This window comes from Nonomuraea sp. NPDC049607 (assembly GCF_040675375.1).
Taxonomy (GTDB): domain Bacteria; phylum Actinomycetota; class Actinomycetes; order Streptosporangiales; family Streptosporangiaceae; genus Nonomuraea.
The window spans coordinates 105,057-125,294 of record NZ_JBFAOV010000025.1; the positions used below are offsets into that span (position 1 = coordinate 105,057).

At 72.9% G+C, this 20,238-nt stretch carries 18 protein-coding genes; 9 read left to right on the forward strand and 9 right to left on the reverse strand.

Annotation, left to right across the window (positions count from 1 at the left end; all coding sequences use genetic code 11):
* Nucleotides 1-25: 25 nt before the first annotated feature.
* Nucleotides 26-1,351 carry a PLP-dependent aminotransferase family protein gene (locus tag AB0J97_RS36340; RefSeq protein ID WP_364097448.1) on the reverse strand — a complete coding sequence of 442 codons (1,326 nt, stop codon included), beginning with the start codon at nt 1,349-1,351 and terminating at the stop codon, nt 26-28.
* A gap of 90 nt (nt 1,352-1,441) precedes the next feature.
* Here AB0J97_RS36340 and AB0J97_RS36345 point away from each other — a divergent pair, with 90 nt between their 5' ends.
* Nucleotides 1,442-2,341, forward strand: coding sequence for a branched-chain amino acid transaminase (locus AB0J97_RS36345; RefSeq protein ID WP_357703244.1), 900 nt, complete (start codon nt 1,442-1,444; stop codon nt 2,339-2,341).
* A gap of 107 nt (nt 2,342-2,448) precedes the next feature.
* Complete coding sequence (locus tag AB0J97_RS36350) at nt 2,449-4,560, forward strand: hypothetical protein (protein ID WP_364097451.1); 2,112 nt, start codon at nt 2,449-2,451, stop codon at nt 4,558-4,560.
* A 27-nt stretch (nt 4,561-4,587) separates the two neighbouring features.
* Here the strand turns inward: AB0J97_RS36350 and AB0J97_RS36355 are convergent, their stop codons facing one another.
* Both AB0J97_RS36355 and AB0J97_RS36360 read right to left on the reverse strand, forming a co-directional pair.
* Nucleotides 4,588-5,778, reverse strand: a complete 1,191-nt coding sequence (locus tag AB0J97_RS36355; protein WP_364097454.1) for an MFS transporter — start codon at nt 5,776-5,778, stop codon at nt 4,588-4,590.
* Between the two features lie 256 nt (nt 5,779-6,034).
* Complete coding sequence (locus tag AB0J97_RS36360) at nt 6,035-6,568, reverse strand: HIT domain-containing protein (protein ID WP_364097457.1); 534 nt, start codon at nt 6,566-6,568, stop codon at nt 6,035-6,037.
* Between the two features lie 142 nt (nt 6,569-6,710).
* Between AB0J97_RS36360 and AB0J97_RS36365 the strand changes: the two genes are divergently transcribed.
* On the forward strand, nt 6,711-7,433 hold the full coding sequence (locus AB0J97_RS36365) for a PIG-L family deacetylase (RefSeq protein ID WP_364097460.1): 723 nt from the start codon (nt 6,711-6,713) through the stop codon (nt 7,431-7,433).
* A gap of 104 nt (nt 7,434-7,537) precedes the next feature.
* On the opposite strand, the gene thrS is transcribed toward AB0J97_RS36365, so the two are convergent.
* The 3 genes from thrS to AB0J97_RS36380 all read right to left on the reverse strand — a co-directional run bounded on the left by thrS (nt 7,538) and on the right by AB0J97_RS36380 (nt 11,099).
* A complete protein-coding gene (thrS, locus tag AB0J97_RS36370) occupies nt 7,538-9,499 on the reverse strand; it encodes a threonine--tRNA ligase (RefSeq protein WP_357703234.1) in 1,962 nt (653 codons plus the stop codon).
* Between the two features lie 64 nt (nt 9,500-9,563).
* Nucleotides 9,564-10,169 carry a glycoside hydrolase family 25 protein gene (locus AB0J97_RS36375; RefSeq protein ID WP_357703232.1) on the reverse strand — a complete coding sequence of 202 codons (606 nt, stop codon included), beginning with the start codon at nt 10,167-10,169 and terminating at the stop codon, nt 9,564-9,566.
* Nucleotides 10,170-10,196: 27 nt separating this feature from the next.
* Nucleotides 10,197-11,099 carry an LLM class F420-dependent oxidoreductase gene (locus tag AB0J97_RS36380; RefSeq protein WP_357703230.1) on the reverse strand — a complete coding sequence of 301 codons (903 nt, stop codon included), beginning with the start codon at nt 11,097-11,099 and terminating at the stop codon, nt 10,197-10,199.
* A 99-nt stretch (nt 11,100-11,198) separates the two neighbouring features.
* Here AB0J97_RS36380 and pgm point away from each other — a divergent pair, with 99 nt between their 5' ends.
* Entirely contained in the window at nt 11,199-12,827 is a 1,629-nt protein-coding gene (gene pgm, locus AB0J97_RS36385) for a phosphoglucomutase (alpha-D-glucose-1,6-bisphosphate-dependent) (RefSeq protein ID WP_364097465.1), read from the forward strand.
* A gap of 10 nt (nt 12,828-12,837) precedes the next feature.
* On the opposite strand, the gene AB0J97_RS36390 is transcribed toward pgm, so the two are convergent.
* A complete protein-coding gene (locus AB0J97_RS36390) occupies nt 12,838-13,536 on the reverse strand; it encodes a DUF2786 domain-containing protein (protein ID WP_357703227.1) in 699 nt (232 codons plus the stop codon).
* A gap of 11 nt (nt 13,537-13,547) precedes the next feature.
* The gene (locus AB0J97_RS36395; protein ID WP_357703225.1) at nt 13,548-14,783 is read right to left on the reverse strand and encodes a hypothetical protein; all 1,236 of its coding nucleotides are present in this window, start codon (nt 14,781-14,783) and stop codon (nt 13,548-13,550) included.
* A gap of 507 nt (nt 14,784-15,290) precedes the next feature.
* On the opposite strand from AB0J97_RS36395, the gene AB0J97_RS36400 reads away from it, so the two are divergent.
* Genes AB0J97_RS36400 through AB0J97_RS36410 form a run of 3 tightly spaced genes read left to right on the forward strand, consistent with a single transcriptional unit; the run spans nt 15,291 to nt 17,503 of the window.
* Entirely contained in the window at nt 15,291-16,460 is a 1,170-nt protein-coding gene (locus tag AB0J97_RS36400; RefSeq protein ID WP_357703223.1) for a cytochrome P450, read from the forward strand.
* Between the two features lie 18 nt (nt 16,461-16,478).
* The gene (locus AB0J97_RS36405) at nt 16,479-17,237 is read left to right on the forward strand and encodes an HAD family hydrolase (protein ID WP_357703221.1); all 759 of its coding nucleotides are present in this window, start codon (nt 16,479-16,481) and stop codon (nt 17,235-17,237) included.
* Entirely contained in the window at nt 17,234-17,503 is a 270-nt protein-coding gene (locus tag AB0J97_RS36410; protein WP_357703219.1) for a DUF4031 domain-containing protein, read from the forward strand. The genes AB0J97_RS36405 and AB0J97_RS36410 overlap by 4 nt, the downstream gene beginning before the upstream one ends.
* Here the strand turns inward: AB0J97_RS36410 and AB0J97_RS36415 are convergent.
* On the reverse strand, nt 17,500-18,156 hold the full coding sequence (locus AB0J97_RS36415; RefSeq protein WP_357703217.1) for a metal-dependent phosphohydrolase: 657 nt from the start codon (nt 18,154-18,156) through the stop codon (nt 17,500-17,502). The genes AB0J97_RS36410 and AB0J97_RS36415 overlap by 4 nt on opposite strands.
* Before the next feature lie 165 nt (nt 18,157-18,321).
* Here AB0J97_RS36415 and AB0J97_RS36420 point away from each other — a divergent pair, with 165 nt between their 5' ends.
* The gene (locus AB0J97_RS36420; protein WP_357703215.1) at nt 18,322-18,741 is read left to right on the forward strand and encodes a hypothetical protein; all 420 of its coding nucleotides are present in this window, start codon (nt 18,322-18,324) and stop codon (nt 18,739-18,741) included.
* Between the two features lie 231 nt (nt 18,742-18,972).
* Nucleotides 18,973-20,235, forward strand: coding sequence for a hypothetical protein (locus AB0J97_RS36425; protein WP_364097471.1), 1,263 nt, complete (start codon nt 18,973-18,975; stop codon nt 20,233-20,235).
* The last annotated feature ends 3 nt before the right edge of the window (nt 20,236-20,238 follow it).

A 20,238-nucleotide genomic window follows, 5' to 3' on the forward strand; every position in this document is an offset into this window, starting at 1 on the left:
GTGGCGTCGGCGTGTTCCCGGTGGCTCAGTGGCCCGTCTGTTCCCACGCGCGGGCCAGGGCGGCCACCGCCTGGTCGAGGAGGGCGGGCGGCAGAGCGAAGCTGAGGCGCAGGCGGTCGCGGTGGCGGCCGTCCGGGGAGAACAGGGAGCCGGGGGCCACCGCGACGCCGTGCTCGCGGGCGGCGGCGGCGAACCTGTCGGTGTCGGCGCCGGGCAGACGCGCCCACACCGACAGGCCCCCCTCGGGGCGTGACCAGGTCCACGACGGCAGGCGCGCGGACAGCGCGGCGGTGAAGTGGTCGCGACGGCGGGCCAGCTCGGCCAGCCAGGGCCTGACGGGGTCGCCGTCGAGCAGGTCGGCGGCCAGCCGCTGGGAGACGGCGCTGGTGGCCAGGTCGGCGTCCAGCTTGGCCTCCAGCAGCCGGGCCAGCAGCGGCTCGGACGCGGTCAGCCAGCCCACCCGCAGTCCGCCCCACAACACCTTCGACAACGAGCCGACCGTCACCGTGCCGTGCGGATGGGCCAGGGCCAGCGGCTCGGGCGACCGTGCGCCGTCGAACACCACGGGCGCGAGCGTACGGTCCTCGACCAGCGGGACGTCCGCCGCGGCGGCCAGTTCGGCCACGTGCCACAGGTCGGCCACGCGGCCGGTGGGGTTGTCCACGGGCAGCGCGTACACGGCGGCCGGGCGGTGACGGGCGAGCGCGTCGCGCACGGCGTCCGGGACGGCGAGGTCCACGGGCACGGCGTGGGCCCCCGCGCGCCGGAACACGCTGAGCGCTCCGCCGTAGGCCGGGTCGCCGACCAGCACGCGGTCGCCGGGCCGCAGCAGCACCCGGGCCGCCAGGTCGATGCCCTGCTGGGCGCCCGAGGTCACCAGGATCTCGCGGTGCGGCCCGCCGTCCAGGGCGGCCAGCACGGCGCGCAGCCGGGAGTCGCCCATGGCGTCGTAGCCGTGCCCGCTCGGCGCGCGCATCAGGGCGGCGGCGTCCAGCGGGGGCACGGCCAGGTGCGAGGGGTCGGGGACGACCGAGGTGGACAGGTCGGCCAGCACCGCGCCGCCCTGGAGCAGGCCGCCGAACGTCGGGACGCCCAGCACGTACGTGCCGCTGCCGTGCCGGCGTTCGCACAGGCCCTCCTCGCACAGGGTGTTGAAGGCGGCGGCGACCGTCCCGCGGCTGAGCCCGACCGCCTGGGCCAGGTCGCGCTCGGACGGCAGGCGGGTGCCCGCGGTGATGGCGCCGGTCTGGGCCAGGTCGGTCAGCGCGCCCGCCAGCCGGCGGCTGGCCGTGCCCTCGTGCAGCCGGAGCCGGTCGCGGAGCAGGGTGACGAGGTCCTCTTCTCTTCCCACGCCACTATTATCCCGTTACTGTGCCACTTATCAATGAATTGGCCTACATATCGGGATTGTTTGGGGCCATTTACGGAGAGGAGCGGCACGATGCGGGAAGCCGAGCACATCTGGATGGACGGCGAGCTGGTGCCCTGGGGTGAGGCCCGCGTGCACGTCCTGACGCACGCCCTGCACTACGGCACCGCCGTGCTGGAGGGCACCAGGGCCTTCGACACGCCCGACGGCCCGGCGGTGTTCCGGCTCGACGAGCATCTGCGGCGGCTGGCGCGCAGCGCGCGGATCATCGGGATGCCGCTGCCGTACACGCTGGACGAACTGCGCGCGGCCACGCTGGCCACGGTCGCGGCCAACGGCCAGTCCTCGTGCTACATCCGCCACCTGGCGCACCGCGGTTACGGCGAGATGGGCGTGGCGGCGCGCGGTTGCCCGACGGTCGTGTCGATCGCGTCCTGGGAGTGGGGCGCGCTGCTCGACGCGGGCGTGCGGTTGATGACCAGTTCCTGGCAGCGCAACGACCACCGGGTGACGCCGACCGCGGCCAAGGCCACCGGCCCCTACCTGAACTCGGTGATGGCCAAGGCCGAGGCCCTGCAGGCGGGCTTCGACGAGGCGGTGCTGCTGAACGCGGCCGGCAACGTCAGCGAGTGCACGGGCGCCAACGTCTTCGTCGTGCGCGACGGCGTCCTGACCACGCCTCCGCCGCACGCCGGCGCGCTGGAGGGCATCACGCAGGACACCGTCGCCCGGCTGGCCGCCGACCTGGGGCTCACGGTCACCAGGCAGGACCTGCTGCGGACCGACCTGTACACGGCCGACGAGATCTTCGTCTGCGGCACGGCGGCCGGGGTCGTGCACGTCAGCGCGGTCGACCACTGCGAGTTCGGCGGCCCCGGGCCGGTCACCGGCAAGCTGGCCGACGCCTACGAGGCCGCCGTGCACGGCCGCGACGACCGCTACCGCCACTGGCTCACCCCCGTCCGCGGCTGAGGCACCGGGTGCTTCCCCGCCCGTGAGAAGGTAGGGGAACCGGTGGCGCCGGACCACGACGTGCTCTAGCGTGCCACGGACGTCATCGATCGCTGGAGGTCGTCGGGGTGAGGCGTTCGCTCGTGGCGCTGGCCGTTCTGGCCGGTTCCGTACTGCTCGGCCTGCAGGGCACGGCCACGGCCGCCGAGGCGGCCCGTGACGCGGGCAGTGCGGCGGGCAGTGCGGCGGGCAGGGAGGCAGGCAGGGTGGCGCTCATCGGCGTCCCCGGCCTCCACTGGGACGACGTCACCCAGGCCGACGCCCCCAACCTGTGGGAGCTGACGCGCGGCAGCGCGATCGGCTCGCTGTCGGTGCGCACGGTCAGCAACATCACCTGCCCCTACGACGGCTGGCTCACGGTGTCGGCCGGCACCAGGTCGGCCGCCGGCTACTCCTGCGGCGCGCCGCCGGCCCCCGAGAGCCGGGGCGCGGGCGCGGTCATCCCCGACTACCGCTACCTCATCGACGTGGCCGGGCAGCGCAACGCCGGCACCCTGGGCGAGGCGCTGAAGGCGGCGGGCCGGTGCTCGATCGCGATCGGCCCCGGCGCCGCGCTCGCGCTGGCCGACCGGCAGGGCGAGGTGCAGCGCTACCGCACCTCCCCGCTCCAGGTCAGCACGGCCGACCTGGAGCAGTGCCCGATGACCGCCATGGACGTCGACGACCTCGTCCACCCCTACCTGACCAGCGGCAAGCTGCCCAAGGTGCCCGAGCAGCTCGGCCCCAAGGAGCGCCGCGACGCGCTGCGGCTGGCCGACGCCAAGGCCGGCGCGCTGCTGTCGATCCTGCCTGCCGGCACCACGGTGCTGCTCGCGGGCCTGTCCGACCACGGTTCCGTGCCCCACCTGCGGGTGGCCGCGCTGCGCGAGCCGGGGGCGCAGGGGCACCTGCTGGGCGCGGCCTCGACCCGCCGCGCCGACATCTCGATCCTGCCCGACCTGACCGCGACGGTGCTGGCCCGGCTCGGCGTCCCGGCGCCGGCCACGGTCGTCGGCGTGCCGCTGCAGGTGGGCGAGGCCGGCGCGACGGTCGACCGGCTGAGCCGGGCCGACTCGACCGCGCAGGCCATCCGGTCGATCAAGGGCGTGTACTTCACCGTCGTGGCGGTGCTGCAGGTGCTGTTCTACGTGATCGCGTTCCTGCTGCTGCGCCGGCGCAAGGGGCTGTCGCCGGTGCGCCTGGCCGCGGTGGCGCTGGCCGCGCTGCCCGCCTCCAGCTATCTGGTCAACCTGCTGCCCTGGTCGAGCCTGCCGCAGCTGATCGCCGGGGTGCTCGGCTGGGTCGTCGTGGTCACGGCGCTGGCCTTCGGCGGGCCCTGGCGGCGCCGTCCGCTCGGGCCGCTCGCCGTGGTGGCCGGCCTCACCGCGCTCACGCTCGCCGGTGACCTGCTGACCGGCACGACGTTGCAGCTCAACAGCGTCATGGGCTACAGCGCCGAGGTGGGGGCCCGCTACTACGGCCTGGGCAACATCCCGTTCGCGCTGCTGGCCACCGGCACGCTGCTGGCCACCACCGTGATCGCCCACCGGTGGCCAGGGCGGCCAGGGGTGGCCGCGATCGTGGTGCTCGGGGCGTTCGCGATGGTGCTGGGCGGCTCCGGCATGGGCAGCGACTTCGGCGGGGTGATCGCGTTCGTGCCGGGCATCGCGGTGACCGCGCTGCTGGTGGCCGGCAAGCGGGTGTCGATCGTGAAGCTGGGGGCGTTCTGCGTGGCCGGGGCGGTGATCGTGATGACGTTCGCCGTGCTCAACTACCTGCGTCCGCCCGACGAGCAGACGCACCTGGGCCGGTTCGTGGGTCAGGTGATCAGCGGCGAGGCGTTCGAGGTGATCTTCCGCAAGCTCCAGGCCATGCTGGCCACGCTGCTCAGCCCCAACCTCATGCCCATCGTGATCGCGGCCGTGGCCTTCCTCGTCTACGCGATCATGCGGCCCGAGCAGGCCAGCGCGGGCGTGGTGCCGGCGGCGTTCCGCCACTCCCCCGCCCTGCGCGCCGGTCTGATCGGCACGCTGGTCAGCGGGGTGATCGGGATGCTGGTCAACGACTCGGGGGCCGCGGTGTTGTCGATGGCGCTGGCGCTGGCCGTGCCGCTGCTGCTCGCGGCGGGCATCGGCGCGCTCGGCCGCGAACAGCCGGCGGGGGCGCCCGCCGCCGCCCATCTGGCCCGTGCGGCCGACTAGGTCAGTACGACCAGGCCGGGCGCCGGGTCAGCGTCCGGCCTGCGGGTGACGCCGCAGCACCACGAGGACGACCAGTGCCGCGGGGACGGCCAGCGCGAAACCGGTGACCATGCCGACGCCGAGCCCGGCGGCCTCCTGGAGCCAGCCCAGAGCCGCGTACAGCGCTCCCGCCGCCGCGGCGGACACCCCGAGAACCATCCCCGCGGCGCTCGCCGGCTCGCCGGGCGCCAGGTCCTGCGCGAGGACGACGGTGACGGGGCTGCCGACGTACAGGAGGGCTCCGGCGAGCGCGGCGGCGAGGAAGTAGGGGACGCCGCCCGGTTCGAGCGTGACGATCGCGATCAACGGCACCGGCGCGGCGGCGAGCGACCCGATCAGCACGCGGCGGCGGCCGACCCGCGGCGCGAGCACACCACCGAGCAGCGCGCCGAGCCCCGCGGCCAGCGAGAACACGGCGAGCGTCCAGCCGAGCAGCCCGGCGTCGGCCGCCACGCCGTGCTCGCGGACCAGCCAGAGGGGCATCGAGCTGGTGAAGGTCACGAAGGCCAGGCTCGCCAGGGTCGCGGCCAGGGTGAGCCCGCCGATGGGACCACGCAGCAGCCGGAACCGGAAGAGCGTCCGCAGGGGACGGCGACCGTGCGGCTCCCAGTCGGGCAGCAGCAGGAAGACCAGGACGGCGAACAGCACGCCGGGAACCATCAGCCACGGCGTGACCTCGACCCCGAACGCCGAGACCGCGGAGAGGATCAGCACCGGCCCGAGGGCGAACCCGGCCATCCCCCCGGCGGTGAACAACCCTACGCCCAGCGTGCGATTCGGCACGGTGGGGCCACCGGCCACCGCCGTGCCCACGGGGTGCAGCGCCGCCGCCCCCATGCCGCCGATGATCAGCAGGGCGAAGACCGCCGCCAGCGCGGGCGCGACGCCGATCAGGCTGAGGAACAGCGAGGCCATGAGCACGCCCGTCGCCCCGACCACGCGCAGGCTGCGGTCCTCGGCCATCGCGCCGAAGAACGGCTGGGTGACCGACGACGAGATCGAGTAGACGGCGACGAGCACGGCCAGCAGGGCCGGTCCCAGCCCGAACCGCGCCTGCAACGTCGGCAGCAGGGCCCCGAGCATCGCGGTGATGGCGTCGTTGACGAAATGCACGCCGGCGAGGAAGACGGCGAGCGAGGTCCCGCCGAGGACGCCGGGCTTGCGGATCACGTGTGGCATGTCGGACTCCTTCGGTCGTGCCGGTAATACCATAGGGGGGTATGGTGTTATTCCGCACATCGGACCGTCCGGAGAAAGGGCCGATCGCCAGCGGTGGCGACACGGGGGTGGGGTATGGTGACGCTCAAGCGGGGCACGCTTCGAGCTGGGCGCGCTCAAGCCCGACGCACTCAAGCCGAGCACGCCCGAAACCGGACACGCTTAGGGCCCCGTCGAGGTCGGCGCTCGTCGGGGCGGTGTCAGGTGGTGGCGGTGCCTAGTCCGTCCAGGCGTCGGCCAGCAGTTGCCGGGTGTCGTGCAGGAGCTGGGGCAGCACCTTCGTCTGGGCCACCACGGGCATGAAGTTCGTGTCGCCGCCCCACCTCGGCACGACGTGCTGGTGCAGGTGGGCGGCGATACCGGCGCCCGCGACGTGGCCCAGGTTCATGCCCACGTTGAAGCCCTGCGCGCCGCTGGCCCTGCGCAGCGCGCGCAGCGACCGCTGGGTGAACTCGCCCAGCTCCACCACCTCGGCCGGGGTCAGCTCGTCGTAGTCGGACACGTGCCGGAAGGGCACGACCATCAGGTGGCCGGAGTTGTACGGGTAGAGGTTGAGCACGGCGTAGACGACCTCTCCCCTGGCCACGATCAGGCCGTCCTCGTCGCTCATCCGAGGGATCTCGTCGAACGGGCAGCCGTCGCCGGGCCCGGTGCCCGTCGGCTTGTTCTCGCCCTTGATGTAGGCCATGCGATGCGGGGTCCACAGCCGCTGGAAGTTGTCGGGCGCCCCGGCTCCTGCCTGATCGTGCATACCAAGCAGCATAGGACCCCGGGCAACAGGCCGCTCTCCCGGCGCGACCCCGGCCTCGCACGGCGTCCCCTGCTTGTACAGCCGCTTCGGCCCCGAACGGCACGGCGATCCCGGGTTTCCACGGCGGCCCTAGGGTGGGGACATGGCACAGCGACTCGAACCCATGCCCACCGACTGGCGGCGCGCCCTGGCCGTCGTGGCCCACCCCGACGACCTGGAGTACGGCTGCGCCTCCGCCGTCGCCACCTGGACCGACGCCGGACGCGAGGTCTCCTACCTGATGGCCACCCGCGGCGAGGCGGGCATCGACACCCTCGACCCCGCCGCGTGCGGGCCGGTGCGCGAGCGCGAGGAGCGGGCCAGCGCCGCCGTGGTCGGGGTGTCCAGTGTGGAGTTCCTCGACCACGCCGACGGGGTCGTCGAGTACGGCACGGCGCTCAGGCGGGACATCGCCGCCGCGATCCGCAGGCATCGCCCCGAGCTGGTGATCACCCTCAATCCCGACGACACGTGGGGCGGCACGTACTGGAACACGCCGGACCATCGGGCGGTGGGCCGGGCCGTGCTGGACGCCGCCGGAGACGCCGGAAATCGCTGGATATTTCCTGACACCGACGCCGCCCCTTGGAACGGCGTCCGCTGGGTCGCCGTCGCCGGCTCCAACTCCCCCACCCACGCCGTGGACGTCACCGACGGGCTGGCGCGGGGCGTGCGGTCGCTGCTGGAGCACCGCGCCTACATCGAGGCCCTGACCGACCAGGACCCGGAGGTCTACGCCCGCGAGCTGATCGAGGGCTCCGCGCGGGAGGCCGCCGAAATCTTCGACGGCCGCCCGGCGGTCACATTCCGCCTGTTCCCCCGCTAGCGGCCAGGGGCACCCCGGCGACGCATCGGGGGGCGACCCGGTGCCCGCCCGGGGCGACCCGGCGGGAGCCTGAGCCGCCCGGAGAACGGCTCAGGCCCGGCGGATCAGACCTGGACGCGCTGCTCCACGGCGTTGACGATCTCGGCGATGGCCTCCTCGACGGGCACGCCGTTCTTCTGCTCGCCGTTACGGTAACGGAAGGACACCGCGCCGTTGGCGATGTCGTCGTCACCGGCCAGCAGCATGTACGGGACCTTCGCCTTCTGCGCGTTGCGGATCTTCTTCTGCATGCGGTCGTCGGCCGCGTCGACCTCGACCCTGATGCCCCGCGCGCGCAGCTGCTTGGCGACGTCCTGGAGGTAGGGCACGTGGGCGTCGGCGATCGGGATGCCGACCACCTGCACCGGCGCCAGCCACGCGGGGAACGCCCCGGCGTAGTGCTCGACCAGGACGCCGAAGAACCGCTCGACCGAGCCGAACAGCGCACGGTGGATCATGACCGGCTGCTGCCGGGAGCCGTCGGCCGCCTGGTACTGCAGGTCGAACAGCTCGGGCAGGTTGAAGTCGAGCTGGATGGTGGACATCTGCCAGGTGCGGCCGATGGCGTCGCGCACCTGGACGGAGATCTTCGGCCCGTAGAAGGCCGCGCCGCCCGGGTCCATCACCAGGTGGAGGTTCTCCGCCTCGGCCACCTCGCGCAGCGTCGCGGTGGCCTCCTCCCACGCCTCGTCGGAGCCGACGTACTTCTCCGGGTCCTTGGTGGACAGCTCCAGGTAGAAGTCCTCCAGGCCGTAGTCGCGCAGCAGTTCGAGCACGAAGCGCAGCAGCGAGGTCAGCTCGTCGCGCATCTGCTCGCGGCTGCAGTAGATGTGCGCGTCGTCCTGGGTCAGGCCGCGCACCCGGGTCAGGCCGTGGACCACGCCGGACTTCTCGTAGCGGTAGACCGTGCCGAACTCGAACAGCCGCAGCGGCAGTTCGCGGTAGGACCGCCCGCGCGCCCTGAAGATCAGGTTGTGCATCGGGCAGTTCATCGGCTTGAGGTAGTAGCGGGCGCCCTCCAGCTCCATGGGCGGGAACATCCCGTCCTTGTACCAGTCGAGGTGGCCCGAGACCTGGTAGAGGTTCTCCTTGGTGATGTGCGGGGTGTTGACGAACTCGTAGCCGGCCTCCTCGTGCCTGCGCCGCGAGTAGTCCTCCATCACCTTGCGGATCACGCCGCCCTTGGGGTGGAAGACCGCCAGGCCCGAGCCCAGCTCGTCGGGGAAGGAGAACAGGTCGAGCTCGGCGCCCAGCCTGCGGTGGTCGCGCCGCTCGGCCTCCTCCAGCATGCGCAGGTATTCGTCCTGCTTGTCGCGGGACTCCCAGGCGGTGCCGTAGATGCGCTGGAGCTGCGGGTTCTTCTCGCTGCCGCGCCAGTAGGCGCCGCCGGAGCGCATGAGCTTGAACGCCGGGATCGACCGGGTGGAGGGCACGTGCGGCCCGCGGCACAGGTCCTTCCAGCACAGCTCGCCGCTCTTGGGGTCGAGGTTGTCGTAGATCGTGAGCTGCCCGGCCCCGACCTCGACGCTCTCCTCGTCGGCCGCGCCGCCCTTGAGCCCGATCAGCTCCAGCTTGTACGGCTCGGCGGCCAGCTCCTCGCGCGCCTCGTCGTCGCTGACGGCCCGGCGGGAGAACAGCTGCCCCTGCTTGACGATCTCCCGCATGCGCTTCTCGACGCGCTTGAGGTCGTCGGGGTTGAACGCCTGCTTGACGTCGAAGTCGTAGTAGAAGCCGTTCTCCACGGGCGGGCCGATGCCCAGCTTGGCCTCGGGGAACAGCTCCTGCACCGCCTGGGCCATGACGTGGGCGGTGGAGTGTCGGACGATGGCCCTGCCGTCCTCGCTGGAGACCTCGATCGGCTCGACGACGTCGTCCTGGGCCAGCGGGTGGGCCAGGTCGCGCGGCTCGCCGTTGACCCGGGCCGCGATGACCGTGCGGCCGTCGGCCTCCAGCGCCTCACCGGCCGTCGTGCCGGCCGCGACCACACGCTCGGCTCCGGCGAGGGTGATGCGTAGCTCGGCTGACACGGTGTCTCCCTTGGATCGCGCTCGATGCCCGGCACCGAGGCTGGTTCGATGGTGAACACCGATGCTATCGCGGGTGAAACCCCAGCCTTGTCAGGTCCTGGCGGCTGCCGTGGAAGACGTTCCGGTCGAGCGGGCTGCCGACATATTGGTGAATCGTCCAGTCGCGCCACGGCGGCGGCACGAGGGGCTCGCCCCGCGGTCGCTCCGGGGAGGCGATCCACAGCGGGTAGTCGGCCAGGCCGGCGCAGTTCCCCGCGCGGGCGAACCAGTGGAAGGTGTAGATGAAGGGCCGCAGGCCGGCGTGCCGCTCGACGTGGTGGCACCAGCGGCGCGCGTACCTGGCGACCTGCTCGGGCCGCTGCCCGTCGCCGGTCTCCAGGTCGAGCGCCACCAGGTCGCCCCTGCGCAGGCCGCCGGCCGACCTGAGCACCGCCAGGAAGTGCCGGGCGTGCTCGATCGGGTCGCCCTTGGGCCGGGCGAAGTGGTAGGCACCGCACACCAGCCAGCTCTCGCGCATGCCGGACCAGTTGCGGGCGAACCACCTGTCGGTCCAGTCGCCGCCCTCGGTGGCCTTGGCGAAGGCGAAGGAGACCCCGGCCTCGGCGTGGCCGGCCCAGTCGACGGAGCCCTGCCAGTTCGACACGTCTATGCCATGCAGCAAGCGCTTCATCTTGCCGGAGTTTATTGAGATGTCCCCCTATGAACCCTTCGACGCGCCGATGAGCAGCTCACGGGTGCGTTCCCGCTCGGCGAAGGTCGCGCCGACGAAGTCGGTCACCCCGGCCTCCCTCAGCCGCTGGAGCTGGGCGAGCACGGACTCCTCGTCGCCGACGACCGCGACGTCGCCCGGCCCGGCGGCCCCCTCGCGGTCGAGCATGGCGCGGTAGGAGGGGAGCGTGCCGTAGACGGCGAAGATCTCGTTGGCGCGCTCGACCGCGCCGGCGGGGTCGTCGGTCACGCAGACGGGCAGCGCGCAGACGATCCGCGGCGCCGGGCGGCCGGCCTCCGCGGCGGCGGCGGTGATGGTCGGGGCGACGTGCTCGGCCACCGTCCTCGGGCCGGTCATCCACAAGACCGTGCCGTCGGCCACCGTGCCGGCGAGCTTCAGCATGCGCGGGCCGAGAGCGGCGATGAGCACGGGGAAGCCCGCGCCCGGCGTGGTGAGCCGCACGTCGGCCCTGATCGTCTCGCCCGCCGATTTGACCTGCTCGCCCCGGCTCGCCGGGAGCAGCACGTCGAGGTACTCCTTCATGTGGCGGTAGGGCCGCTCGAAGCTGAGGCCGAACATGTGCTCGATGACGACCTGGTGGGACAGGCCGATGCCGAGCGCCAGCCGGCCGCCGAGCGCGGCGTTGGCCGTCATCGCCTGCTGGGCCAGGGCGGCCGGGTGTCGCGGGAAGGTGGGCACGACGGAGGTGCCGAGCTCGATGCCGGGCACCTGACTGCCGGCCACGGCCAGGGCGGTGAGGGCGTCGAGGCCGAAGATGTGGGACAGCCAGGCGGAGGCGAAGCCGTCCTCGGCCGCCTGGGCGATGTCGTCGCGGAGCGCGCCGAGCGGGTCGGGCCCTTGCCGTTCGTTCAGGAAATATCCGAAACGCATGGAAACAGAACTCCATTCTGGAGGCGGACGCGCCTGTATCTTCCCACGCCGCCCGGTGCGCTCACCCGTACGAAGGGGACGGATTTGTAAAGTGGCCTCATGACGCACGATCGCGCAGGACAGCCCGCCCAGCCCGCCGACCTGGTCGACGTCGCCCGGCTGGTGACCTCCTACTACGCCCTGCATCCCGACCCCGCCGAGGTGGCGCAGCGGGTGGCGTTCGGCACGTCGGGCCATCGCGGGTCATCGCTGCGGACGGCCTTCAACGAGGACCACATCCTGGCCACCAGCCAGGCCATCTGCGAATACCGCGCGTCCCAGGGCACCGACGGGCCGCTGTTCCTGGGCATCGACACGCACGCGCTGTCCGAGCCCGCCCGCGTGTCGGCGCTGGAGGTGTTCGCCGCCAACGACGTCGAGGTGCTGATCGACGCGCGCGACGGCTACACGCCGACGCCCGCCGTCTCGCACGCCGTCCTGCGGCACAACCGGGGCCGCACGTCGGGGCTCGCCGACGGCGTGGTGGTGACGCCGTCGCACAACCCGCCCTCCGACGGCGGCTTCAAGTACAACCCGCCGCACGGCGGGCCCGCCGACACCGACGCCACCTCCTGGATCCAGGACCGCGCCAACCAGCTGCTGGCCGACGGCATGAAGGGCGTGTCCCGGATCTCCTACGCCAAGGCCCTCGACGCGGCCGGCCGCTACGACTTCCTCGGCACGTACGTCGACGACCTGCCGTCGGTGGTGGACCTCGACGCGATCAGGTCGGCCGGGGTGCGCATCGGGGCCGACCCGCTGGGCGGGGCGAGCGTGGCCTACTGGGGCGAGATCGCCGAGCGGCACCGCCTCGACCTGACCGTGGTCAACCCGCTGGTCGACCCCACCTGGCGGTTCATGACGCTCGACTGGGACGGCAAGATCCGCATGGACTGCTCCTCGCCGTACGCGATGGCGTCCCTGATCGCCCAGCGGGACAGGTACGACATCGCCACCGGCAACGACGCCGACGCCGACCGCCACGGCGTCGTCACCCCCGACGGCCTGATGAACCCCAACCACTACCTGGCCGTCGCCATCTCCTACCTGTACGCCCACCGCGACGGCTGGCCCGCCGACGCCGGGGTCGGCAAGACGATGGTGAGCAGCGGCGTCATCGACCGGGTCGCCGCCTCGCTCGGGCGGCGCCTGTACGAGGTGCCGGTCGGTTTCAAGTGGTTCGTCCCCGGGTTGCTCGACGGCTCGCTGGGGTTCGGCGGCGAGGAGAGCGCGGGGGCCTCGTTCCTGCGGCGCGACGGCTCGCCCTGGTCCACCGACAAGGACGGCCTCATCCTGGCCCTGCTGGCCTCGGAGATCCTGGCCGTGACCGGCGAGTCGCCGAGCGCGCACTACCGCCGCCTGACCGGGCGGTTCGGCGAGCCCGCCTACGCCCGGGTCGACGCGCCCGCCACCCGCGAGGAGAAGGCGGTGCTGGCCAAGCTGTCGGCCGACCAGGTGACGGCGTCGTCGCTGGCCGGCGAGCCGATCACGGCGGTGCAGACCGCGGCCCCCGGCAACGGCGCGGCGCTGGGCGGCGTGAAGGTCTCGACCGAGAACGCCTGGTTCGCCGCCCGCCCGTCGGGCACCGAGGACGTCTACAAGATCTACGCCGAGTCCTTCAAGGGGCCCGACCACCTGGCCGAGGTGCAGGAGGAGGCCCGCTCGCTGGTCTCGGCGGCCCTGGGCTGACCCGGCCGCCTCAGCGGGGCAGCTCGCGGGCGGTGGCGGTGGGCATGCCGGTGCGCCCGAGGTCGGCGTGCCGGCCCGCCAGCACGCCCGCGCGGTAGCCCGTGCCGCTGGTCGTCGGGACCGACATGCGGATGCGCGGATAGTGGGCGGCCACCGCCACGTCCACCTCGGCCCGGCGGTCGGCCAGCACCAGCGCGGTGCCGGCCCCGGCCGCCTCGGCCTCGGTCTCGGCGCGCGACTCGGCCTCGCGCAGCAGCCGGTACACCTCGTCGGTGAACCCCAGCAGCCACGAGCGCCGGTAGGCCCGCGCGGTGGCGAGCTCGCCCGGCGGCGTCACGCGGGCCAGGCCGGAGGCCATCTGCAGCAGCAGCGACGTGGCCAGCACGTCGGCGCGTTCGAGGTCGGCGGCGAAGCCGAACACGTGCACCCGCTGGCCGCCGTCGCCGCGCCCGATCAGCAGCGGGCGGCAGCGTACGGCCTGGGCGACCAGGCTGACCAGGCGGGCCTTCTCCCTGGCCCAGGGGGCGGGCAGGGTGACGATCCGGTCGCCGGGGGTCTGGCGGGTGCCGGGCGGCGGGAGGGTCTCGATGCCGTACTTGGCCATCAGGGCGGAGGCCGCCGCCAGGAAGGTGGCCCGCTCGTGCTCGTTGTCCGTGCGTTCGGCCTTGGCCAGGAGTTTCCTGACGCGTTCGAGCGTGCGCTCCCGCAACCGAGCTCCCCCTACTTGGCCAGCACCCGCCCGTCGTCGGCGATGGCCGGGAAGGCGCCGGTGTCGACGATGCCGTGCTGCTGGTACAGAGCCTCGATCAGGGCGTGTGCCTGCGGCTCCAGCTTCCACAGGGCACGATACTCGCGCGCGGTGGCCAGCGGGACGCCGATCTCCTGGGCGATGTCCAGCGAGCGCGGCACGATGCGCTTGGCGATCTGCCGGTCCCAGAACTCGCGGGCGGCCCTGATCTGGGCGGCGCGCTGGGCGGTGTCGACGACCTGGGGGGTGGCGTCGAACACCTCGACGTCCTCGTCGTCGTCCTCGACGAGCTCCACCAGCGCGGGCGGCAGCGCCGGGCGGGCGGGCACGGGACGGTGGTCGGCCTCGGGCTCCCACGGCACGCGCGGGTCGGCGTCGATGAGCGCGGTGGTGTTGTACAGGGCGGCGATCTGGGCCAGCAGCGCTTCCTGACGCTGCTGGTCGACGGCCAGGCCGGTGTGCTCGACGGCCTGGTCCATGGCCTTATCGAGCCTGGCCAGCGCGGCGCGCATCTTGCGTTCGGAGCCGCCGCCGTCGCGCAGGGCCTTGGCCCGCTTGGCGGCCAGGGCGACGCGGGTGAGCCGGCGGTGGGCGTCGACCTCGGAGGCCGTACGGTCGCTGACCTCGGCCAGGCCCATGCGGACGAGCAGGCGTTCGGGGGTCAGGCGCCAGTTGATGCGGCCGGTGCCGCGGATGCGGTGGCGTTCGATGGCCATGCCGCGTTCCCAGAGCCAGGCGGCGACCAGGGGGGCGGCCAGGCGGAAGAGGGCTTCGGGGAGGCTGCGGGCGTCCATGCTGGACAGGACGGCGGTCAGGCAGGTCAGCGCCCAGACCGCGATGCCGTCGATGCCGGCGGAGAAGTTCTCCCGCATGTTGCGGCGGGCGCGGACGGCCGAGGTGATGATGGCGACCTCTATGAAGGCGAACAGCAGCAGCCGGAGCGGTCCGTCGAGGCCCAGCACGTCGCCGGAGAAGCGCCACATGCCCTGGGCGGACACGCCGGTGGCGATGGAGGCGGCGACGACGGTGAGCACGTCCTCGACGGGACGGGGGGCGACGTATCGGGCGAATAACCAGCTGCCTGCCCGCCAGGCCATCCTGAGCACCAAGAACGCCAGCACGAGCCCGGCCAGCCCCAGCAGGGCGATGACGGCGGTGGCGAACGGCTTTTCGGCGACGAAGGCTGCTATTTCCTCAAATGTCGGCATCAGTCACTATCCGCGAGGCTCAAGTCCAGCTTGTCTTGCGACGAGATCATCGCAGACTGTCGCCCCCTTGTACGCCAAACGCCACCGATTTCCCCTGTCTCCCACCGGTTGCTGTGACACACGCCGTACCGGAAGGGGGTTGTGGCTAGTCGGCGGCCTGCGCCGCGCCGCACAATGAGGTGAAAGGAGGGGATTGTGAGCGTGCGATCTCGCCGCCCCCGCGCTCTCGCCGGCGGGACACCGGGCCACGGCCCGGCCGCCCCCTCCCCCGGGGCCCCTCGAAGAACGCGCCACACCCCGGCCGCGCCGAGCGGCCGACGAGAGAGGCAGCCGATCAGAAGGCCGGACGGGCGGCCAGATGGACGACCGGGCGAGCGACCAGGTAGGACGTGAGGGTGAGCGGCAATTTCGTCCTTTCGGAGGGCAACAGGCGCCTGTCCGGATGGGACCATCTACCGAGGGATTTATCCCAACATAGTGTGATGTATCCCAGCAGGACGGATATCCATGTCTGACTCAGAGTTCCCCTTCGTCCAGTTCATGCGCGAGGACTTCGACCCGGTCGCCGAGCTCGGCCGCATCCGGGCCGAGCACGCCGTCTTCCCCATGAAGATCCCCGGCGACCAGACCGTGCACCTGGTCACCCGCTGGGAGGACGTGCGCGGTGTCCTCGGCGACCACGAGCGCTTCAGCAACGACTTCGCCGGCATCTCCGGCCTCGGCTCCAACCAGGAGGACCCCGGCGGCCTCGGCTTCCGCGACCCGCCCGAGCACACGCGGCTGCGCAAGTACCTGACGCCCGAGTTCACCATGCGCCGCCTGCGCCGGCTGGAGCCGCGCATCGAGGCGATGGTCGAGGAGCACCTGGACCGCATCGAGGCCAAGGGCCCGCCCGCGGACCTGGTCGAGGACTTCGCGCTGCCGATCCCGTCGCTGGTGGTGTGCGAGCTGCTCGGCGTCCCGTACGAGGAGCGCGCCGACTTCGTCAAGATCAGCAAGGACCGGTTCGACCTGTCGGCCGGACCCGAGGCGTCCCTGCAGGCGATCAACGACGCGATGGCGTACCTGGTGGACCTGGTCGCCCGCGAGCGGCGCGATCCCGGCGAGGGCCTGCTCGGCCAGCTCCTGCGCGACCACGGCGACGACCTCGACGACCGCACGCTGGCCAGTATGTCCGACGGCCTGCTCACCGGCGGCCACGACACCAGCACCAGCATGCTCGCGCTCGGCTCCCTGTGGCTCATGCGCAACCCGGAGCAGGCCGCCAAGGTGCGCGAGGTGGACGGCTACGTCAACGACGTGGTCGAGGAGCTGCTGCGCTACATGACGGTCGTGCAGGTGGCCTTCCCGCGTTTCGCCCGCGAGGACCTGGAGCTGCACGGTGTGCCGATCAAGAAGGGCGAGATGGTGCTGTGCTCGCTGACCGGCGCCAACCGCGACCCCTCACTGGGCCCGGACATGGACGAGGTGCGTCCCGGCCGCGAGACCGCCGGCTCGCACCTGGCCTTCGGCCACGGCATCCACCGCTGCATCGGCGCGCCGCTCGCCCAGATGGAGATGCGCATCGCCTTCCCCGCCCTGCTGCGCCGCTTCCCGGACCTGCACGTCTCGGGCGAGGTGCCGTTCCGGGAGCTGGCCATCGTCTACGGCGTCAAGGAGCTACCCGTCGCCTGGTAGAGCGGTTACGTTCACAGTGTGAACGAGCCCGTCATCGACCTGGCCTCGATCGGCGCCGTCGTGTTCGACACCGACGGCGTGGTCACCGACACCGCTCGCGGGCACGCGGCCGCCTGGAAACACGTCTTCGACGCCTTCCTGCGCGGCCGCTCCCAGCCGTTCGACATCCGTGACGACTACCTCCGGCACGTCGACGGCCGGCCGCGGCTCGACGGCGTCCGCACCTTCCTCGCCTCCCGCGGCCTCGACGTGCCCGAAGGCGATCCCGGCGACGAGCCCGGCGCGCCCACCGTGCACGGGCTCGGCCTGGCCAAGGACCAGATCTTCATCGCGCAGGTGGACAAGTACGGCGTGGCCGCCTTCCCCGCCACCGTGGCGCTGCTGCACGAGCTGCGCCGCAGGGGCGCCCGCACGGCCGCCGTCTCGGCCAGCCTGCACGGCCGCAGGCTGGTGACCGCCGCGGGCGTGGCGCACCTGTTCGACCTGGTCGTGGACGGCGGCGACGCGGCCCTGATGAACCTGCCGGGCAAGCCGCACCCCGCCCTGTTCCTGGAGGCCGTGCGCCGCCTGGCGCTGCCCGCCGCCAGGGCCGCCGTGGTGGACGCGGCGCTGCCGGGCGTCGAGGCGGGCGCCAAGGGCGGCTTCGGGCTGGTGGTCGCGGTCACCCGGGACGGTCCCGGCGACGCCGCCGCGCTCACCGGGCACGGCGCCCACGTCGTGGTGCCCGAGCTGGGCGAGCTGGGCGTGCGCGGCAGGGTCCTACCCTTGAGGGCGTGACGGTTCTGATCGATCCCCCCAACTGGCCGGGGCCGCGCGGCCTGATGTGGTCACACCTGGTCAGCGACAGCTCGCTGGAGGAGCTGCACGCGTTCGCGGCTCGGCTCGGGGTGCCCGGCCGGGCCTTCGACCGGGACCACTACGACGTGCCGGAGACCGTGCACGCGCGGGCGGTGTCGCTGGGCGCCGAGCCGGTCGGCTCGCAGGAGCTGCTGCGCCGCCTGATCGCCGCCGGGCTGCGCCGCCGCAAGCGCCGCACGCCCTAACCCGCCGCGTCGAGGCGGGCCAGCTCGGCGTCCATGTTGGCGCGGGCGCGTTCCTCCCACAGGTCGCGGGCCCGGTCCGTACGGTAGAGCCGCGGCGCGGCCAGCAGCCTGCGCAGCACCTGCGAGCGGCCCAGCCGGAACAGGTCGTCGGGCACGTGCGCGTACTCGCGGCGGATGTCGGCGGCGTAGGCGTCGTAGCCGGGGCGGCCCAGCACGGCCAGGTCGGCGTCGCACAGCACGGCCCCGTCGCGGTCGCCGGCGGCCACCGTGTCGTGGGCGGCGGTCAGGCGGACCAGCCGGGCGGTCGCGGCGACCCGGGCGGGCGGCACCCCGCAGCGCGGCAGGCGGGCCTGGGCGAGCTGGGCGCTGCGCTCCTCGTCCCAGCCGGGCCTGCCGTCGTAGACGGCGTCGTGGAACCAGGCGGCCAGGCGCACCGCGGCGGGGTCGGCGGCCTCCCCTGCCAGGTCGTCGACGGCGGCCAGCACGGCGGCCAGGTGGGCGAGGGTGTGGTAGCGGCGGTGGGGTTCGGCCCAGCGGGCGATCAGCTCGGCGCCGGCGGCCCGCGCGGCCGGCGAGCCGCCCGCCAGCGCGAGCCAGTCGGCGGCGAGCCTGGCCGACGTGCCGGAGGGCCCGGCCGGGCGATCGTCGATCATGTCCCCACCGTACTGGCCCGGGCGGGGGCGCCGGGTTTCCGGCCGGCCGTACGACGTCCGGCGGTCCCGTTTGTGTCCTTGAATACACCCGGTATTTACCCGCCTGTCCCACCGCTCTGCCTCTCCGTACGGGGACCTGATTCCCCCCGGAAAGGAGACAGCGACATGGCGACCGGTGAGTTCCAGGTGATGAAGGTCCCGGCCGAGCAGTTGAACGGCGTCCTGCACGGCCAGGTTGTCGACCCGGGCGCCCAGCCCACGAACGTCGTGAGATGCGGCGAGGGCTGGACCGTGGACGTGAGCTGGGAGGTCGGCGGCGAGTTGGTCGACTGGCTGGCGGGACGGTGGCACTTGGAGATCATCGCCGACCTGCTGGGAGGTGGTGAGACCCGCCACCCCACGCCTCCTGTGGAGATGACGTTCACCCCTGGATCGGGACGGTACACCGCGTCCGTCCCGATGCGCGGCCAGCTCGGCCCCGGCACCTATGACCTGGTGGTCAACCTCACGACGACGACGGCCGCCGGCTCCGCGGGGGCGCTCGGCGGCTTCGTCGTGATCAGCAAGATATCGGTGAAGGAATGACGGCCGCCGCCCCGGGCGCCTCCCGGGGCGGCCCGGCGCCCTGCAAGCACACCGCAAGTCGCCCGCCCTACGCTCCGGGCTGGCGGTCGAACGGGGCAATGCGCGACCGCCGCCCTGTATCTCACGTCACCGGGTGCGCTCTGACCCGGTGAGGATCGACGGTCCCAGGGGGGACCACTGACGGGAGACCCCATGTCCGAAGTGGAACAAGCGCTTGCGCCAGGCGCTCCGATGACGGCTGACGACGTGCTCCGCATCGCCGCCTGCAAGGACAGGAACCCTGCTCTGGAGGCCATGGTCATCGCCCATGGCTACCACCGCGTCGCCGGGGACCTCGCCCAGCACCTGGGCCAGGACGCGACCAACTGGTACTGCTACGCCAAATGGACGTCCAAGGCGATCGCCGAGAGCCTCGACCTGACCCCCGGCTCGCCCTTCCTGACCGGTTTCGGCGACCGGCTGCACGTGCCCGCGCGCCTGCGCCGCCTGTTCCGCGCCACGTTGCTGACCCTGCTGGGCCCCAGCTACCAGCTCGGGCTGGCGCTGGCCAACCGGGCGATCTTCCTGGAGACCGCGAGCCTGGCGGCCAACCTGTGGAACGGCACGCCCGACTGCTACGTCAAGGTGAGCCCGGAGTCGGAGAACACGCCGATGCCGCCGGAGTTCCTGTCCGGGCTGCTGGAGGAGGCCGACGAGCGCTACCTGCGGGACGCGGCCCTGCTGCTGACCGAGGCGCACGCGTCCACCGACCCGGACGAGCGGGCCGAGCTGATGTTCGGGGCGAGCGTGGCGTTGTCGGCGTACGAGCAGAAGCGCGCGCAGAAGGCTCTGGAGCTGGTGCTGTACCGGCCGGTGCGGTGGCTGACGCGGGTGTCGTGGCGGTCGTTGCGCTCGCTGGTGACCCGGCGGCCCTTCCCCCGCTTCCCGCTGTTCAGCGCCCGGCACGAGGACCAGCCGTGGCTGACGCGGGTGCTGGAGGCCAAGTGGTCCTCGCTGTACACCCGCCACCTGTTCGCCGTGCGCACGCCGCTCAGCGACATCAAGGTCGGCCGGCCGCTCACCCCGCCCCCGGGCGTGGACATGGCGCTCGCCTGGCGGCCGATCCGCAACGAGAAGGTGCGCAAGCTCACCGAGGAGTTCATCCCCGACGACGTCGAGCAGGCCACGGCCGGGGTGGCCGACTGGGTGTCCTACCCCGACCGCATGCGCTTCATCGTCGGCTACTTCCGCACCTACCAGCGGGTGGGCGCGCTGTACGACCCGCCGTTCGGCCCGGAGCTGACCGCGGCCCTGGAGGCGGAGACGGCCCGCGGCACGCTGCCGGAGCCGGTGCCCGACGACGCCGGGACGCTCGCGGCCGGCCGGCTGCTCCCCGGGATGCGGCGCAAGGTCTACGCCTTCCCCGAGGAGACCGATCCCGACGCCTACGAGATGGCGCGCTTCGACTTCGAGCCCTTCCTGGAGGCGATCCCTCTTGACCGGTCAGGAAAGTAGGAG

Coding starts and splice junctions, on each gene's coding strand:
- AB0J97_RS36380 (WP_357703230.1), bottom strand. CDS start 11,099: ATGCGTTTCGGATATTTCCTGAACGAACGGCAAGGGCCCGACCCGCTC.
- AB0J97_RS36395 (WP_357703225.1), bottom strand. CDS start 14,783: ATGCCGACATTTGAGGAAATAGCAGCCTTCGTCGCCGAAAAGCCGTTC.
- pgm (WP_364097465.1), top strand. CDS start 11,199: ATGACGCACGATCGCGCAGGACAGCCCGCCCAGCCCGCCGACCTGGTC.
- AB0J97_RS36420 (WP_357703215.1), top strand. CDS start 18,322: ATGGCGACCGGTGAGTTCCAGGTGATGAAGGTCCCGGCCGAGCAGTTG.
- AB0J97_RS36355 (WP_364097454.1), bottom strand. CDS start 5,778: ATGCCACACGTGATCCGCAAGCCCGGCGTCCTCGGCGGGACCTCGCTC.
- AB0J97_RS36400 (WP_357703223.1), top strand. CDS start 15,291: ATGTCTGACTCAGAGTTCCCCTTCGTCCAGTTCATGCGCGAGGACTTC.
- AB0J97_RS36375 (WP_357703232.1), bottom strand. CDS start 10,169: ATGAAGCGCTTGCTGCATGGCATAGACGTGTCGAACTGGCAGGGCTCC.
- AB0J97_RS36345 (WP_357703244.1), top strand. CDS start 1,442: ATGCGGGAAGCCGAGCACATCTGGATGGACGGCGAGCTGGTGCCCTGG.
- AB0J97_RS36360 (WP_364097457.1), bottom strand. CDS start 6,568: ATGCACGATCAGGCAGGAGCCGGGGCGCCCGACAACTTCCAGCGGCTG.
- AB0J97_RS36425 (WP_364097471.1), top strand. CDS start 18,973: ATGACGGCTGACGACGTGCTCCGCATCGCCGCCTGCAAGGACAGGAAC.
- AB0J97_RS36415 (WP_357703217.1), bottom strand. CDS start 18,156: ATGATCGACGATCGCCCGGCCGGGCCCTCCGGCACGTCGGCCAGGCTC.
- AB0J97_RS36365 (WP_364097460.1), top strand. CDS start 6,711: ATGGCACAGCGACTCGAACCCATGCCCACCGACTGGCGGCGCGCCCTG.